Source organism: Neobacillus drentensis (assembly GCF_021560175.1).
Classification (GTDB): domain Bacteria; phylum Bacillota; class Bacilli; order Bacillales; family Cytobacillaceae; genus Neobacillus; species Neobacillus drentensis_A.
This window is the reverse complement of sequence record NZ_CP091110.1, coordinates 979,002-994,819: the sequence shown is the minus strand read 5'-3', so window position 1 is coordinate 994,819 and position 15,818 is coordinate 979,002. Positions and strand designations below refer to the sequence as shown.

Below are 15,818 nucleotides of genomic sequence, written 5' to 3'. Positions count from 1 at the left end.
CAAAATCCGGAAATTAATTACCATTTAAAAATATAATGACCTTAATTCTACAAAAAACCAGAGAAATTCTACAAAATCCAAAGTTAATTCAACAAAAATTGTATTTTTTTACCAACTTCCTTCAATAAAAAGAGGACAGGCGCCACTCTCACGCCTATCCCCAACCCTCTCTTATTTAAAAACCGGCTCCTTAAACTGAGCTAACTTTTCCAAAGAAGACTTATCTACATCCGCATGCAGGCTGTTTCCGTGTGAGTCCATCGTGACAACGGCCGTGAAGCCCTCAACACGAAGGTGCCACATGGCTTCAGGAATACCAAACTGCATCAAATCAACGCCTTCAACGCCTTTAATACAGTCCGCATAATACTGAGCAGCGCCGCCAATTGCGTTCAAATACACACCGCCATGGTCGTGCAAGGCTGCCAATGTTTTTGGTCCCATTCCGCCCTTACCAATCACGGCACGGATACCAAACTTCTTCATAATATCACCTTGATAAGGTTCCTCACGAATACTAGTTGTCGGACCGGCAGCCTTCACATGCCACTGGCCATCCTCGTCCTTCAACATAACTGGACCGCAATGATAGATAACCTGTCCATTCAAATCAACCGGTGCATCATGATCACTTAAATACTTATGAATCGCATCACGACCGGTGTACATTAAACCATTAATTTGAACAACATCGCCAACTTTCAACGAGCGAATCTTTTCTTCTGTTATAGGTGCCTCTAACGTAATCACATCAGACGACAACGCAGCAGCTGTTTCCTTTTCAGCTTCCGTTTCAGCGAAATCGATAAACTCACCATCCTGATAAGCCCACTCATTAATCTCACCTGTCGAAGCATCGATACTCACACCTAAGCGGCGGAATGCCCAGCAGTTATAGGCAACTGAAACGTAAAAGCTAGCTGGAATCCGGTTCATGACGCCGATTTTACAACCTAAAAGAGTTGCTTCGCCGCCAAAGCCCATTGTTCCAATTCCTAACTTATTGGCATTTTCCATTACATACTCTTCTAGTTTGCGAAGATCCTCATTTGGATTCACATCTTCAACCGAACGGAATAATTGCTCTTTTGCTAAATCATAACCTGATGAACGGTCACCGCCGATACCTACCCCGATAAACCCGGCGCTGCAGCCTTGGCCCTGTGCCTGGTAAACAGAATGCATGATACATTTACGGATGCCATCAAGGTCGCGGCCAGCGCGTCCGAGCCCTTCTAATTCACATGGCAGGCTGTATTGAATGTTTTTGTTCTCACAGCCGCCGCCTTTTAAAATTAATCGGACATCAATATAGTCCTTTTCCCATTGATCAAATTTAATAACCGGTACCCCGGCACCCAGGTTATCACCGCTGTTTTTACCAGTTAAGGAATCAACGGAGTTCGGTCGCAGTTTTCCTTGATTTGTAGCGAGGACAATGGCATTTCTAATCGCTTCTTTGATTTCTAATTGGTTAACACCCACTGGCGTTTTAATTTTAAAAGTGGGCAGACCAGTATCCTGACAAATTGGTGAAACTTGATCGTCAGCCATTTTAATATTGTTGGTAATCGTTGCAAGACTCATTGCGGCACTTGTTCCTGCATTTTCTTTTTGCTTTGCCGCTAACACAGCACGGCGAACGTCTTTCGGGAGTTTCGTTGATGTTTCAACAATTAGCTCGTACATGCTTTCTTGAAATTTTTCGATATTCAATTCGAGTACCCCTTTCCCCTTGTCTGCAATTTTATCTATTTTTAATTTTACAACTATTTACACGCTTACATTATACTCCTATAACCATTAGAATTAAAGGAAATTTCCCCAGTAAAAAAGAGCCTGTTCTTAAACAGACTCACTCACATCACGATTAGTAAATTCACGGCACTTAGACTCCATCTCATCGAGCATCGAGATTAAACGATCAATATCCTCTAAATCCGTTTCTTCCGGATCAATCGCATCAAGTACATCGATGAACATGTTTAAACGGTGTTTTAGGAAATCCACTTGTGTATTTTTATTCTGAATTGGGCTGCCCAAATGATCCACTCCTTTCATTACCGTTCCATCCTATCGAAATATAACAACTTTGGCAATGGATTAATCATATTTTACCCTTTTCCCTAAAAAAAGAACCCCTCGGTTTGAGGAGCCCTAAAAAATCCACACGATTATCTTGGCCGTTCAGAGGCCGCAAATCCGAAGGAAACATAATCCTGGACAGGAATCCAAGCACCAATGCCTTGGGATGTAACGTTTTTGATCACAATAAACTTTTTACTTCCTTTTAGCATCAAATAGACTTCCCCGTAGGTTACCTTTCCTTTTTCATTCACCCCTGGCGCATAAGCATATAAATAACCCAAGCGATTTGGCGGGATATTGTAAATGTGGTCATTCTTGGTCCCTGTGCCAATAATGGTTTCAAAGGCTAGCGGAAGACGAGTCTTTTCCATTGCCTTCAACAACATCATCTTTTTAACTTCTTCTGCATCGGGAATTTTAGAAGTTAAACCGCCTCTGATAACCTTTTGCGATTCCTGTACATACTTGATTTGATACGGAGTTTTGCCGCCACGATTATCAAAATAGTTGGTGTTAATTTTTTGATACTCCCAGTTTGGGGAAGTTTCCGATGATTCGTAGTTTAATGGCCACTGGCCCAGATAAATAATCGCCCTATACCCAATTGCAAACGGTGAACTGCTAATGCTTGACTCATTAAGCATCCGAATCAGATCAGGGTTTTCAATTTTAACTCTTGAAGAATTAATCAGTTTTTTGGTCATATCACTTGGCTGCAGCAATGGCAAGTCCTGTGTTGAATTCGGATACGTATTTTCTTTTGAAATGTTACGAACCGATGGTGGAACCTGATATTTTACTGCAGATTGTTTTACCGGAGCTTTTTGAGCAAAAGCAGACGGTATAAAGGTTAACATTAAGAGCAATGTCATAAGTAAAGAAACATTTTTCTTCACGAGTGGGAACTCCTTTCACTAAGAACATTAATCAGTCTGCTAGTAGTTTTTTCGGAGTTCCCTCATATTATCCATTTCCCTCTAAGACTTTTTTAGCCATACTATGAATATTTCATTTGCAAATGCTGCATAAATTTTTCAAAATAGGGAAAAAACAGTTGAATGGCTGGTCCAACAGTAAACGTAATAATAAGAGTACCGTAGGAAATAGGTCCATGTAGGAAAAAAGCCGGAATCAATGCAGTAATTTCACCAATGGTCTTTGCTGCCATCAAGTTAACTTGAAACCGCTCCTTAATCGCTAGCATAAAATTATCAATCGGGCTTTGAGGAAACTTTGCCTGTAAATAGATAGAGGCGCCAAAACCGATAATCAAAATCCCGAGCAATAGCATGACCAGTTTCACTGGCAGGTCATCAACTTGAAACAAACTGAAAACAGTATCGAGCCAAAAGTCGACTAACAAGCCAATCACAATGATTGTCATAAGAGAGAAGATATCTGGTCTTCTTTTTACTAAGAGGGCATTAACAAAGACTAAAATAACCCCATCAATCATGACCCACTTCCCCACCGATAACCCCAATTTTTCTGTCAGGGCAACATTCAATGCATCCCATGCCCCCACCCCAATGTCCGCAACCTTAATGGTCATACATACACCAAAGGTCATGATTGCTAGCCCAATAATAAAAAATAGTAATCGTATCGTAAATTTCATTTCTCGCTCCTTAAGTATTGGTACAGAAGTAACAAAATTGTAATAATCTGATTATTTACAAAACTTTAACTAGGAATTATAATAAACTTAACCTTAAAAAAAGGAGGGCAGTAATCAATCGGTTTACGATATACTTACTTTTACTTAGCTTAAGGAGGTTGGGATTCCCGTCTTATATGAAATTCAACACTCGTGTTTTACTATTAGTTTCCACTAAACATGAAGGTTGGTGATTGATGGTACCCACAAAATGAAAACGATTGATTTAGAACCCTTAAAAAATAGTGCTGAATTATTATAGCACATGGATGAGCATTTACCGTACATTGAAAAAGTTTGTAAAAAGGAGACTCTATACCATTTGGCATAGAGTCTTTTCTATTTCTATAACAAGAAAAATCCAATCCCCATAATGACATAGGCAGCTAGTAATGTTAATCCTTCAAACCAGTTGGACTCGCCGTCATTCGAAATAACCACCATCAATAGGACTGACGAAACCATGGCGATTAATTCCTGCCAGCTGAAAATAAGCGGCATCGACGTTTCAAAAAGTAGTGAAACTAGAACTAGCACTGGCAAGACAAACATCGCCACTTGTAAGGTAGATCCAATCGCAATTTCAACAGCAACGTCCATCTTATTTTTGTAGGCCATCAAAACGGCAGAGGCATGTTCTGCGGCATTTCCGACGATAGCGACAATAATGACCCCAATAAATAATTCAGACCAGCCGAAAGTGTCCCCAACATATTCAAACGTATGAACGAGGTGTTCGGAAATATAAGCGACGGCAAGGGTTGCGATGAGGAGAACTGCGATTGCTTTCCCCTTCCCCCATTCGGGAACCTCTTCGTCATGGACCTCTTTCGGGGCTCCTGATTGATAGACCCCGCGATGGGTAACCAGCTTAAAGAAAAGAGCAGCTAAATAAAGCAGAATTAAAATAACGGATGTTCCTATACTTAAGGTTAGTGTACTGGAATCATCCATATTAATGGAAAATACTTCTGGAATAACAAAGGCAATCATGACAGCAAACATTAACAAGCCGGAATTATGTCTGGCATCATAGACATTAAATTCCTGACGCTTGAATTTTAAACCGCCAATAAAAAAGGAGAGCCCCGCAACAAGCAGTAAGTTCCCTAGTACTGAACCGGTTAACGAGGCCAAAACCACGCCTACAAGACCTGCCTTCAAGGAGAAAATGGAAATGATCAGCTCAACCGCATTTCCAAAAGTGGCATTCAACAGTCCGCCAATCCGAGGACCAGCCACAATGGCAAGGCTCTCCGTTGCCCTCCCCATAAAACTCGATAAGGCGATAATCGTTAAACAGTACAGGATAAATAATATAATGCTCGACCAGTGCATCATGGTCCCAATCACAGACACTGGAACCCCAATGAATGTCATTAGCATAAAAACTTTATTCGTCAATGCATTCCCTCCAGTTACTTCGAACTAGTTTTTATATGTTTCCATATGTTCCTTAATTTACCTAAAAACGAGTAAAATGTCTAGGTAACAATTCCCTTGCAAATGACCTACTTTCTAGATACCATCATGGAGGGACTAATAAACTTACTTTACATTACGCGAGGATGTTTTATGAATAAAATAAATGTACGTTTCTGGATTCTTGTCAGTATTGTGGCAATTTCAGGATTTTCTCAAGGGATGCTCCTTCCGCTCATTGCGATTATTTTTGAAAAGAACGGTGTATCTCCTTCATTAAATGGGTTTAATGCAACCGCCTTATATATCGGAATACTCTTAGTCTCTCCGTTTATGGAAAGGCCATTAAGAAAGTATGGATACAAGCCTGTCATCGTTTGGGGCGGAGGTCTTGTTGCTATTTCACTTGCTTTATTCCCGCTATGGAAGACATTTTGGTTTTGGTTTGCGTTACGATTACTGATTGGAATTGGTGACCACTCCCTCCATTTTGCAACACAAACGTGGATCACCTCGTCTTCTCCAGCAGAAAAACGCGGCCGCAATATTTCCTTATATGGATTGTTTTTTGGAATTGGTTTTGCGGCAGGACCTTTAATGACCCCGCTCGTCACGATTACTCAATCCTTACCTTTTATTATCTCTTCGATTTTATGTTTAATTGGCTGGGGTTTTGTATTTACGTTGAAAAATGAGTTTCCTGAACAAACTGTCAACCTTCATTCTTTTTTAGCAACCATTAAACAATTTAAGCAAGCTTTCAAATACGGCTGGGTTGCATTTTTACTTCCATTTACATATGGGTTCTTAGAATCTTGCTTAAACGGAAGCTTTCCCGTTTACGCTCTTCGGACCAACATTAATGTTTCCAATGTTTCTCTTGTTCTCTCTGTATTTGCCGTCGGCAGCATCATTACACAGCTCCCTTTAGGAATGTTAAGTGATCAATATGGGAGGAGAAATGTCTTAATGATCGTGTTGCTGCTTGGATTTTTAAGTTTTACGATGGCTAGTTTTGTGGAGCACTCGTTTATTGGCCTTTTCATCGCTTTTCTTTTTTCTGGGATGGTTGTGGGTTCGACCTTCTCACTCGGTATTAGCTTTATGACGGATTTGGTTCCAAGGTTTCTGCTGCCAACAGGGAATTTATTATGTGGAATCTTCTATAGCCTTGGCAGTTTAAGCGGACCCATCATTGGCGGGCTATTTATTAAATTTTTTCAACATGTAAGTTTCTTTTACATTATTAGCACGATGCTTCTAATCGTCACCTTCATCATTTTTTCCTTTGCAAAAAACACGGAGGTAAGGCTTGAACAGCAAAATTCCTAAGTGCTTTTTAAAAGCAAAATCATATCCTTAAACATACGATATATGGTAAAATAAATAAAAAGAATATATGTCGAGATTTGTGCTGTCATCACTTGATGACAGCTTTCGTGTTTTTTAAGGGTAATGAAGATGATTATTTTTATCAATTAGATTCAAAAGCTTCAGCGCCTTGTTTAGGCACTGAAGCTAGCCGTATCAATGATAAGGGGGGAGTACAATGAGTTCAGATGCAAAAGTTTTAACAAAGGGGATTGAAGAAACCAGTTTGATTGAAAAAATAAAACCACATATTGAATTGATCGCTGCAGGGTTAAGCGGCATCTTAATCGCGGCAGGCTGGCTGTTTGATAAGTATGATTATGGGGTCGAAGCGATTATTGCCTATTTATTAGCATTCGTCATTGGGGGGTTTGCCAAGGCAAAAGAAGGGATCGAGGCCACCTATGAAAATAAGGAACTAAACGTAGAAATGCTAATGATATTTGCTGCAGTCGGTTCGGCCATTATCGGTTATTGGACAGAAGGAGCCGTGCTAATCTTTATTTTCGCTGTCAGCGGAGCTTTGGAAACCTACACCATGAATAAAAGCCACAAGGAGATCTCCTCCTTAATGGAACTGCAGCCGCAAGAGGCGTTACTGATTACCAATGGATATGAAAAGCGAGTCGCCGTTTCTGAACTAATAGTGGGTGACCATATTTTAATTAAACCGGGTGAGCGTGTGCCCTCTGATGGGGTGATCATAAAGGGGCAAACCAATATTGACGAAGCGGCCATTACCGGAGAATCTATGCCTGTCTCGAAGCGCGAGCAAGCAGAAGTGTTTGCTGGTACGGTCAATTTGACTGGATCAATTACAGTCCAAATAAACAAGGCAAGCACCGATACACTTTTTCAAAAAATCATTCAACTGGTTCAATCGGCTCAAAGTGAAAAATCGCCTTCTCAGCTTTTTATTGAGCGCTTTGAAGGAACCTATGTAAAAGTGGTCCTGCTTGTCGTGATCAGCATGTTCTTTTTACCCTATTTCTTACTTGGCTGGAGCTGGCATGAGTCTTTTTATCGGGCGATGATTTTACTGGTTGTTGCCTCACCATGTGCCCTTGTTGCCTCAATTATGCCTGCCACCCTTTCTGCCATTTCAAATGGGGCAAAGCACGGAATCTTAGTTAAAGGCGGTGTCCATTTAGAAAATTTAGGACATTTAGAAGCGATTGCCTTTGATAAGACGGGTACCTTAACAAAAGGAAAACCCGAAGTAACCGAAGTCATTGTAAAAGAAGGACTTAATAAAGAAGAACTTATTTTAAAAGCTGCATCGATTGAGAACCAATCAACACATCCACTTGCACAAGCAATTGTCAAATACACTAAACAAACGTTAAAACAGGAATTATTACAACCAGACAGCCTTGAAGACATACCCGGCTGGGGTGTAAAAGCATCCATTAACGGCGAGCAGTGGAAAATTGGTAAGGCAGCGTTTGTTGGAAACGACGAGGCCGATACGTTTGCTGAAGGTAAATCGAAAGAACTGGCTGGCTTAGGGAATACCTTAGTTTTTATTGAGATTGATGGTGTGCTTAGTGCGATGATTGCGATGAAAGATGTGGTTCGCGAGGAAACTAAGCATGCGATTGAGGATTTAAAGAGACAAAACATAAAGACGATCATGCTGACCGGTGATAGTGAAAAAACAGCCCATGCTATAGCTGCTGAGAGTCATGTGGATGAATTTTACGCAGAATGTCTTCCTGAAGAAAAGGTGGAGCAGTTAAAACAACTTAAGCAGAAATACAAAACGGTCGCCATGGTTGGGGATGGAATTAATGATGCACCGGCACTCGCCACTGCTAGCGTTGGAATTGCAATGGGAGAAGGAACAGATGTAGCCCTCGAAACGGCGGATATTGTGTTAATGAAAAATGATTTGCCCAAAATTGCCGAGGCTGTCCGTCTTTCACAGCGAATGAACAAGATTATTAAACAAAATGTCGTCTTCTCTATTGCTGTAATTATGTTGCTCATATGCTCGAATTTCTTTCAACTGCTGGATTTACCATTCGGAGTCATCGGTCACGAAGGAAGTACTATTCTTGTGATCTTAAATAGCCTTAGGTTGTTAAAATCAAGGTAATCGAAAGGACCAGGTGAATTTTCTCACCTGGTCCTTTTATAGAAGGCTTAGTGATAGCCGTTAGATCCGTTTGCAGAACCTGAAGTTTTATTCCCCTTACTGCCTTTACCTTTTTGCTTTGTGCTGCCATCTTTTTTCGTATGCTTTGTCATCTTGTCATCCTCCCTTGATGTTCGGGTGCTAAGCCCCTAATCATAGTTTGGCCTGATAAGTTATTTTCAGTAAGGTAAGTGTTAGCAGTTTGTCTTGTATTTTTCACTGTAGAAGGCATTTACTTCACCGCCAAGAATAATAATAAAGGCGGATAGGTATAACCAAATCATTAACACAATAATTGCGCCAATCCCCCCATATGTAAGAGAATAATTACTAAAATTCCCGACGTAGAAGGATAAACCCATTGACGATATGATCCAGCCTACCGTGGCAAAGATAGCCCCCGGAAAAGCACTTTTGCATTTGATTTTGACATTTGGTGCAATCCAATAAAGCCCGGTAAAAATTAGAAATAAAATGATCGCACTGCCCAGCCAGCTTAACGCATTCCAAATCTTTATAAATTCTTCCGTATAGCCTAATTGGGAGAATAAAAAAAGGCCTATTTCCTTACCAAAAACAGGGAGGATAAGGGCAAGTAAGAAAACAAAAATCATACCAAATGTTAATAAAACCGCCATACCCCTTGCGACAATGAAGGAACGGCTTTCCTTCACGTTATATGCCTTATTAAAAGCCCTTACGATGGCATTAATTCCATTCGATGCCGACCAAATGGTCCCGATAATCCCGAACGAAAGCAAGCCGCCATTTCGTTGACTCATAATTTCTTTAACATTTTTTTCAATAAGTGCCATTGCCTCATCAGGTGCGAAATCCTTGATCATCCCGAGTATATTCTGATGTGGAATCGGGAAATACGGAAGAAGCGTAAATAATACAATTAAAAGTGGAAATAAGGAAAGAAGAAAAAAGTAGGCCAATTGCGCACTCAAACCGGGAAGATCATCTTCTTCAATCCGATGCCAAAGTAATCTAATTAATGAAGAGCGTACATTTGCTTTCTTGTCCATATAGATCCTCCTTTTTATTTGAGATTTATTCGCCCTTTCCTACTGTTACATCGTCAAATAAATCATCTTCCGCATTAACAGCAAAGGTTTCTTTTGTTTCTTTAATCATTTCCGTTACCTGTGGTGTCAGTTCCCTTAACTCCTCGACTTTTTCAGTAATAAAGGTTATATCCTCACTAACTGTTTCAAAGGTCGATTTAAATTTTGCAGCTGTTTCCTTCACTTTTTCAGATACTTCATCAGGATGACGGATGATATACCCTACCTTTCCAGAAGTCTTTATTACATTTTCCTTCATAGCCTCACGTGTATCTTTATCTAATAAGCTAAGTGCACCACCTGCAATTGCCCCTAGCAGGATCCCCTTCCAAAACTGGTTTTTTCTTGTCATCTTAACCTCTCCTTCCCTCTTTATAATTATCATTTGCTCATCATAAAAGAAAATAATACCATTGTTTATCTTACCATTTATTTTGCGATATCAAACCTTACAATGCAAACAGATCGATATCATTAATGATTTTCTTTGGACAAACTACAAATGAGATTAGTATTGACAGATACTTTTTAACATGAAAAGATGGGATTAAAATTTGTGAAAAGGGTGACGGAAAATGAATTTATCAGAAAAGTCTGTTGAGAATGTCGAATTCATGATCGAACAAATAAAAGAAAAATTAAAGGTGCTGAACCTTGGAGCAATTAAACCCTCCCATTTCGATGAAGAAATGTACGAAGAATTAAAAGAAATCTATGAAATGGTCTTGAAGAAGAAATCGTTTAGTCCAAATGAAATGCAGGCTTTAGTCGAGGAACTTGGTAGTCTTAGAAAGAAATAATAAAAAAGACCCGTTATTTAGATCTATCCAAATAACGGGTCTTTCGTTTATTTTTGTTCAGTTAAAATTATGGGACCGTCCTTTGTTATGGCTAGTGTGTGCTCATATTGGGCAGAATATTTGCCATCAATTGTTCGAGCAGTCCAGCCGTTGAGATCCATTTTGGTCTGGTATCGTCCGATATTTACCATCGGCTCAATCGTAAATACCATTCCCTCTTTGATACGTGCCCCCTTGCCTGGAAGCCCATAATGCGGAATATCTGGTTTCTCGTGCATAACTGCGCCGATACCATGGCCAATAAAATCACGAACAACAGAAAACCCTTCCCCTTCTACATACGTTTGGATCGCATGACCGATATCTCCAATTCGATTCCCGACAACCGCCTGCTCAATCCCTTTGTATAAGGCTTCTTTTGTAACATTTAATAAATGGGCTGCTTCCTCCGGAATTTCGCCAACACCGTAAGACCAGGCAGAATCCGCAAGCGCCCCATTATAATTTACAACCATATCAATAGTAACAATATCTCCATTTTTTAATGGATCCTTTCGAGGAAACCCGTGGCATACCTCGTCATTTATACTAGCACAGGTTGCATATTCGTATCCTTTATACCCTTTTTGTTCAGGTGTTGCTCCATGTTTCCTGAGAAATTCATCTACAAATTCTTCAATTTCCCACGTGGTGATTCCTGGTTTAATAAGCTTAGCAATTTCTTTATGACAGGCTGCAAGTATTTCTCCCGCCTTTTTCATTGCTTCAATTTCACGTTGTGATTTTAATACAATCATCTGATTCCCTGCCTTTTTGATTATATTTATGTACATTCATTGATATTGTTCGCTGTAGTGTGGTTTAGAACATTATTCTTTCATACTATAATGGCAACAACATAATAGTAACGCTATTGAGCTTTTTTTTCAAAACAAACCTTCCACAGGTCCTAGGTCTAGGAAAATATTCACATAGTTCATGATATTGTAATAATAGTCTGTTCTTAATATGGTACTTCATCAACCTTTTTGATAGAATATATGTAAAGAACTCTGACCGATTAAAATGTAATTACACTGTTTATCGGAAAAATTTAAAATGTAGGTGTGTGAGATTCAATGATTGGTGACCGTGTTAAAAAATACCGCTTAGAAAAGAAGATGTCACTATCCGAGCTTGCTGAGCAAGCGGGAGTTGCAAAATCTTATTTAAGTTCTTTAGAAAGAAATTTACAAAAGAACCCTTCCATTCAATTTCTTGAAAAAATTGCCGGCGTATTAAATCTTCCTGTCGAGCATCTGATTCACGAACAAATCAATAAGGACGATTTAGATACGGATTGGATGAACCTTGTCAAAGAAGCCATGAATTCTGGTGTTTCTAAAGAGCAATTCAAGGATTTTCTCGAATTTAATAAATGGCGGATTAATCAAAATAATAATGAATAAAAAAAGCATTCTACAAAAGCGTTTATTTTTGTAGAATGCTTTTTTTTAATATGTAGCTGATGATTTTAACTCATCCTGTGTAAGAAAATTGCGCACATCCTCGATGGAGAGTCCGATTTTTCTTGCCTCTAAAATAAGCTCCATCCATTCCTGATCAACAACATCCATTTCTTTTTCAGTAATCACCATTCTACTCACTCCCAAAATACCTCTGTATTCCAGGTAACCCGGCCATCATAGCAGCTTTTTCCCTGCCTTAGATCCTCGGCTTTGCGTCCCTGCTTTTCAACAGGTTTGCCCTTTTCTGCTTTCCCTACTTAAGTAATGCAATCTTTTCACCAACACTTTTTATCTAGGTCTTTTTACTTAATCTTTTTGTGATATGTTCATTATATCGATTACCGCAACTGGATTGTGTTGTTTTTTGTCATTTTTTACTAATTTTCTAACACCTTTTTAAATCAATTTCTCCTATAATTCTACAAATAACTACTTTTTATTTACAAATTTTCCCTGAATTACTGGTTAGGGTTAAATTTGTCTAAAGTGTGACAACTGACATATAATTTAAACAACATATAAATATACTAAAAATTCAAAAAATATGAGGTAGGTGTGTAAAATGACCTTGATACATGTTTTGAATTTTTCCATCCCTATTGCCTTTATGGTGGTTGCTGGCTTTTTATTAGACAGAATGTGCAAACCGATTGAACAAGAAAAAAAAGCTGGTGATGAGTAGCTCCCTATTCACCAAACCAGCTCTTCTTATTTATTTATTTTGCGTTGAAGGTTTAACTCATAGTTTTTAAACATGGAAGAATTTGTTTTAACGCCCCTCTTTGCCATTAACTGATTAAACCTGAGCAGCTTTTCATTTAGTTTTTTTTGAAGGTTCTTCCTGTCGTTATCATCGCATTTTTTGAGGAGATCTTCAATGTTCAGCATTTCTTGACGTATGCGTCTTTCATCCTCTGTATAACCGGCATTTTTCATTATTTTATAGGCCATACGCATGTCCTCAGGAATGCCGGATAAATCCTCAAGCTGCATTGGTTTGCCAAAGCCAGGCAGTGAATCGAATTCACCATCTTGATACGCTTTTTTTATTCGGTCTTCTGACAGAATCTGAAAAAAGTCCATGTTCAATGCCTCCTTTTACACTCGATTGTCTCTCATAATTATACCAACTGCTGACCTATTGATAAATTGGAAAAATGATTCCAATTTATTTTTAGGAATGTTTGGGGAAACTACATGCGAAGACGAAAGGAGTGTTAACGTTGGCTCGTGGAGAACATTTTGAACACAAAAAGAAAAATCACCCAGGTAATTTTCCAAAGGACAGCCTTACAGAAAAGCATGTAAAGGAAGCCATTGGAGATGAAGAATTAATTGTTACCCAAGAAGCTTTTAAGAATAGAATCGAGAATGAGGAGGAACAGCGTGTAGATACTGGCCGCTGGCTCCCAAATCATATGAAGTAAAAGGGCGTGAGTTTTTCACGCCTTTTTTGATGAACTCTTTTATAAAAGGAAGAAAGAGGCTGGATTCCTCAACCTTTTAGATTAGGGATCGGAGCCTCTTTTCTATATTGCAACACATACAGCTTATTTTAGATTCAGCTTTTTTAAAGCATCTGCCAAAGCTGTATTAATGGGCTCTTCTTCCTTGTTTTGGCTTTTCAGATACTTTTGCACCGTACGTTTATCCACCTTACCGGCCGATTCTTTTTTACGGCGCGCTTCGAAAGCAGATAGTTTCTCACGGTGCCCGCATTTACAAGTAAAAATTTGTCCTTCCCCTTCTCCTCGGAGTTCCAGTTTTTTATGGCATTGCGGGCAGCGCGCATTGGTGACTCGCGAAACATTTTTGCGATGTCCACATTCACGATCTTGGCACACAAGCATTTTACCTTTTTTCCCATTTACTTCAAGCATTGGTTTACCACAATCTGGGCAACTTTTTGTTGAGATATTGTCATGCTTATACTTTTTATTGCTCGATTTAATTTCAGCAACAATTTCTTTTGTATATTTTTTCATTTCGCTGATAAACGCATCTTTTTTCAACTTTCCATGGGCAATTTGATCTAGCTTTTGTTCCCATTCAGCTGTTAAGGCAGGAGATTTTAATTCTTCAGGCACTAAATCCAACAATTGACGTCCTTTAGAAGTAAGATGAATGTCTTTGCCGCGCTTCTCGATTAAGAATGAATTGAAAAGCTTATCAATAATATCAGCACGGGTTGCGACAGTTCCTAATCCACCAGTTGATTTTAAAGTTTCGGCCAGTTGCTTACTTTTGGTTTCCATATACTTCGTAGGGTTTTCCATTGCTGATAGTAACGTTGCCTCATTAAAACGGGCAGGTGCACTGGTTTGACCAGATGTTTGAGCGATTAGTTTCACGATAAGGGTATCGCCTTTTTCAATGCGAGGTAAAATCTGTTCCTTTAGGTCTTCTGCTGCATCCTCGTCATCAAAGCGATTCTCGTATACTTCTTTCCACCCGGTTGATAAAATGGTTTTTCCCCTTGCAACAAAGTTCTCCTCCCCGATTTTTGCACGAAGCGTTAGCTGCTCATACTCGAATGCCGGGAATAACACCGCTAAAAATCGTTTTACCACTAAGTCATAAATTTTTCGTTCTTTATCGGTGAAAGCCGAGAAGTTTACATACCCTTCTGTTGGAATAATCGCATGGTGATCGGATACTTTACTATCATCAACGAATGCTTTCGAAGCTTTTATCGGCTTGCTTAAGATCTTATTAGTTAACGGACGATATTCTCCAACTCCACATGCCCTCAAACGTTCAGGAAGTGTTTCGACAATATCAGAAGAAAGGTAACGCGAGTCTGTACGAGGATAGGTTAAGACTTTATGCTGCTCGTATAGTTTTTGCATAATGTTTAACGTTTCCTTTGCAGAGTAGCCAAAGATTTTATTCGCATCGCGCTGTAGTTCAGTTAGATCATAAAGACCCGGAGAAAAAGACTTCTTCGGTTTTTTCTCAATTTCTTTTACAATGGCATTTTGTTTGCCTAGTTTTTTCACAATTGCATCGGTTTTTTCTTTATCAAAGCTGCGGCTATTTCCTTTTGGATCCTGCCAAGTCAATTTTAAATTGTCGGTTGTTTGGGCTTCGATCCCGTAATAGGTTTGCGGTTTGAAGTTTTTGATTTCATCCTCCCGCGCTGCAATGATTGCAACCGTTGGAGTTTGAACACGGCCGCAGTTTAGCTGGGCATTGAAACGAGTTGTTAATGCACGGGTGGCATTAAGACCGATATACCAATCCGCTTCTGACCGTGCAACAGCAGAATGATATAAATTCTCATAGTCCTTGCCCGGCTTCAATTTCGCAAAGCCATCTTTAATTGCTTTATCAGTAACGGAAGATATCCATAGACGTTTTGTAGGTTTATTCACCTTTGCCTTAGCAAGTATCCATCTTGCAACCAATTCCCCTTCACGACCACTATCTGTTGCAATAACAATCTCCCCGACATCAGAGCGTTGTAATTGGCTTTTAACAGTATGAAACTGCTTACTCGTTTGCTTAATGACAACAAGCTTCAGCTCATTTGGAAGCATTGGCAAATCTTCTATTTTCCAGGTTTTATATTTATCGTCATACACTTCGGGGTCTGCAAGGGTAACTAAATGTCCTAATGCCCATGTAACAATATATTTATCTCCTTCAAAAAAACCATTCCCTTTTTTATTACAATGCATTACTCGTGCTATATCTCGAGCGACAGAGGGTTTTTCGGCTATAACTACACTTTTTTTCACTTTTCTAAACATCCTTTCGGTAACC

16 protein-coding genes and 1 riboswitch are annotated in these 15,818 nt (G+C 39.3%); of the genes, 5 read left to right on the top strand and 11 right to left on the bottom strand.

What is annotated here, in order from left to right; translation table 11 throughout:
• Positions 1-171: 171 nt before the first annotated feature.
• The 5 genes from L1999_RS04710 to cax all read right to left on the bottom strand — a co-directional run bounded on the left by L1999_RS04710 (position 172) and on the right by cax (position 5,149).
• On the bottom strand, positions 172-1,716 hold the full coding sequence (locus L1999_RS04710) for a fumarate hydratase (protein ID WP_275677367.1): 1,545 nt from the start codon (positions 1,714-1,716) through the stop codon (positions 172-174).
• A 129-nt stretch (positions 1,717-1,845) separates the two neighbouring features.
• Positions 1,846-2,043 carry an SE1561 family protein gene (locus L1999_RS04705; protein WP_235744249.1) on the bottom strand — a complete coding sequence of 66 codons (198 nt, stop codon included), beginning with the start codon at positions 2,041-2,043 and terminating at the stop codon, positions 1,846-1,848.
• 131 nt (positions 2,044-2,174) lie between these two features.
• Positions 2,175-2,984 (bottom strand): YfkD famly protein, encoded by an 810-nt coding sequence (locus L1999_RS04700; protein WP_235742515.1) that lies wholly within the window; start codon positions 2,982-2,984, stop codon positions 2,175-2,177.
• 101 nt (positions 2,985-3,085) lie between these two features.
• Positions 3,086-3,706, bottom strand: coding sequence for a YczE/YyaS/YitT family protein (locus L1999_RS04695; RefSeq protein ID WP_235742514.1), 621 nt, complete (start codon positions 3,704-3,706; stop codon positions 3,086-3,088).
• Positions 3,707-4,090: 384 nt separating this feature from the next.
• A complete protein-coding gene (gene cax, locus L1999_RS04690; protein ID WP_235742513.1) occupies positions 4,091-5,149 on the bottom strand; it encodes a calcium/proton exchanger in 1,059 nt (352 codons plus the stop codon).
• A gap of 171 nt (positions 5,150-5,320) precedes the next feature.
• Between cax and L1999_RS04685 the strand changes: the two genes are divergently transcribed.
• The gene (locus tag L1999_RS04685) at positions 5,321-6,499 is read left to right on the top strand and encodes an MFS transporter (protein ID WP_235742512.1); all 1,179 of its coding nucleotides are present in this window, start codon (positions 5,321-5,323) and stop codon (positions 6,497-6,499) included.
• A gap of 217 nt (positions 6,500-6,716) precedes the next feature.
• A complete protein-coding gene (locus tag L1999_RS04680) occupies positions 6,717-8,636 on the top strand; it encodes a heavy metal translocating P-type ATPase (protein ID WP_235742511.1) in 1,920 nt (639 codons plus the stop codon).
• Between the two features lie 233 nt (positions 8,637-8,869).
• Here L1999_RS04680 and L1999_RS04675 read toward each other — a convergent pair whose 3' ends face one another.
• Positions 8,870-9,706: a YihY/virulence factor BrkB family protein gene (locus L1999_RS04675; RefSeq protein ID WP_235742510.1), complete on the bottom strand. Its 837-nt coding sequence runs from the start codon at positions 9,704-9,706 to the stop codon at positions 8,870-8,872.
• A 25-nt stretch (positions 9,707-9,731) separates the two neighbouring features.
• The gene (locus L1999_RS04670; RefSeq protein WP_235742509.1) at positions 9,732-10,097 is read right to left on the bottom strand and encodes a YtxH domain-containing protein; all 366 of its coding nucleotides are present in this window, start codon (positions 10,095-10,097) and stop codon (positions 9,732-9,734) included.
• A 223-nt stretch (positions 10,098-10,320) separates the two neighbouring features.
• Between L1999_RS04670 and L1999_RS04665 the strand changes: the two genes are divergently transcribed.
• Positions 10,321-10,545, top strand: a complete 225-nt coding sequence (locus L1999_RS04665) for a DUF1128 domain-containing protein (RefSeq protein ID WP_098532862.1) — start codon at positions 10,321-10,323, stop codon at positions 10,543-10,545.
• 47 nt (positions 10,546-10,592) lie between these two features.
• Here L1999_RS04665 and map read toward each other — a convergent pair whose 3' ends face one another.
• Positions 10,593-11,342, bottom strand: a complete 750-nt coding sequence (map, locus tag L1999_RS04660; protein ID WP_235742508.1) for a type I methionyl aminopeptidase — start codon at positions 11,340-11,342, stop codon at positions 10,593-10,595.
• A gap of 321 nt (positions 11,343-11,663) precedes the next feature.
• On the opposite strand from map, the gene L1999_RS04655 reads away from it, so the two are divergent.
• Entirely contained in the window at positions 11,664-11,993 is a 330-nt protein-coding gene (locus L1999_RS04655; RefSeq protein ID WP_215047789.1) for a helix-turn-helix domain-containing protein, read from the top strand.
• Positions 11,994-12,038: 45 nt separating this feature from the next.
• On the opposite strand, the gene L1999_RS04650 is transcribed toward L1999_RS04655, so the two are convergent.
• A complete protein-coding gene (locus tag L1999_RS04650) occupies positions 12,039-12,182 on the bottom strand; it encodes an anti-repressor SinI family protein (RefSeq protein ID WP_235742507.1) in 144 nt (47 codons plus the stop codon).
• Positions 12,183-12,211: 29 nt separating this feature from the next.
• A riboswitch (cyclic di-GMP riboswitch) is annotated at positions 12,212-12,302 on the bottom strand.
• A gap of 459 nt (positions 12,303-12,761) precedes the next feature.
• The gene (locus L1999_RS04645; RefSeq protein WP_235742506.1) at positions 12,762-13,136 is read right to left on the bottom strand and encodes a DnaJ family domain-containing protein; all 375 of its coding nucleotides are present in this window, start codon (positions 13,134-13,136) and stop codon (positions 12,762-12,764) included.
• A 140-nt stretch (positions 13,137-13,276) separates the two neighbouring features.
• Here L1999_RS04645 and L1999_RS04640 point away from each other — a divergent pair, with 140 nt between their 5' ends.
• Positions 13,277-13,480, top strand: coding sequence for a hypothetical protein (locus L1999_RS04640; protein WP_215047786.1), 204 nt, complete (start codon positions 13,277-13,279; stop codon positions 13,478-13,480).
• Positions 13,481-13,603: 123 nt separating this feature from the next.
• On the opposite strand, the gene L1999_RS04635 is transcribed toward L1999_RS04640, so the two are convergent.
• Positions 13,604-15,793: a DNA topoisomerase III gene (locus tag L1999_RS04635; protein WP_235742505.1), complete on the bottom strand. Its 2,190-nt coding sequence runs from the start codon at positions 15,791-15,793 to the stop codon at positions 13,604-13,606.
• Positions 15,794-15,818: the final 25 nt, after the last annotated feature.

Excerpts from the sequence above, each read along its gene's own strand:
- L1999_RS04695 (WP_235742514.1), bottom strand. The coding sequence starts at position 3,706 with ATGAAATTTACGATACGATTACTATTTTTTATTATTGGGCTAGCAATC.
- L1999_RS04685 (WP_235742512.1), top strand. The coding sequence starts at position 5,321 with ATGAATAAAATAAATGTACGTTTCTGGATTCTTGTCAGTATTGTGGCA.
- L1999_RS04680 (WP_235742511.1), top strand. The coding sequence starts at position 6,717 with ATGAGTTCAGATGCAAAAGTTTTAACAAAGGGGATTGAAGAAACCAGT.
- L1999_RS04675 (WP_235742510.1), bottom strand. The coding sequence starts at position 9,706 with ATGGACAAGAAAGCAAATGTACGCTCTTCATTAATTAGATTACTTTGG.
- L1999_RS04670 (WP_235742509.1), bottom strand. The coding sequence starts at position 10,097 with ATGACAAGAAAAAACCAGTTTTGGAAGGGGATCCTGCTAGGGGCAATT.
- L1999_RS04665 (WP_098532862.1), top strand. The coding sequence starts at position 10,321 with ATGAATTTATCAGAAAAGTCTGTTGAGAATGTCGAATTCATGATCGAA.
- map (WP_235742508.1), bottom strand. The coding sequence starts at position 11,342 with ATGATTGTATTAAAATCACAACGTGAAATTGAAGCAATGAAAAAGGCG.
- L1999_RS04655 (WP_215047789.1), top strand. The coding sequence starts at position 11,664 with ATGATTGGTGACCGTGTTAAAAAATACCGCTTAGAAAAGAAGATGTCA.
- L1999_RS04650 (WP_235742507.1), bottom strand. The coding sequence starts at position 12,182 with ATGGTGATTACTGAAAAAGAAATGGATGTTGTTGATCAGGAATGGATG.
- L1999_RS04645 (WP_235742506.1), bottom strand. The coding sequence starts at position 13,136 with ATGGACTTTTTTCAGATTCTGTCAGAAGACCGAATAAAAAAAGCGTAT.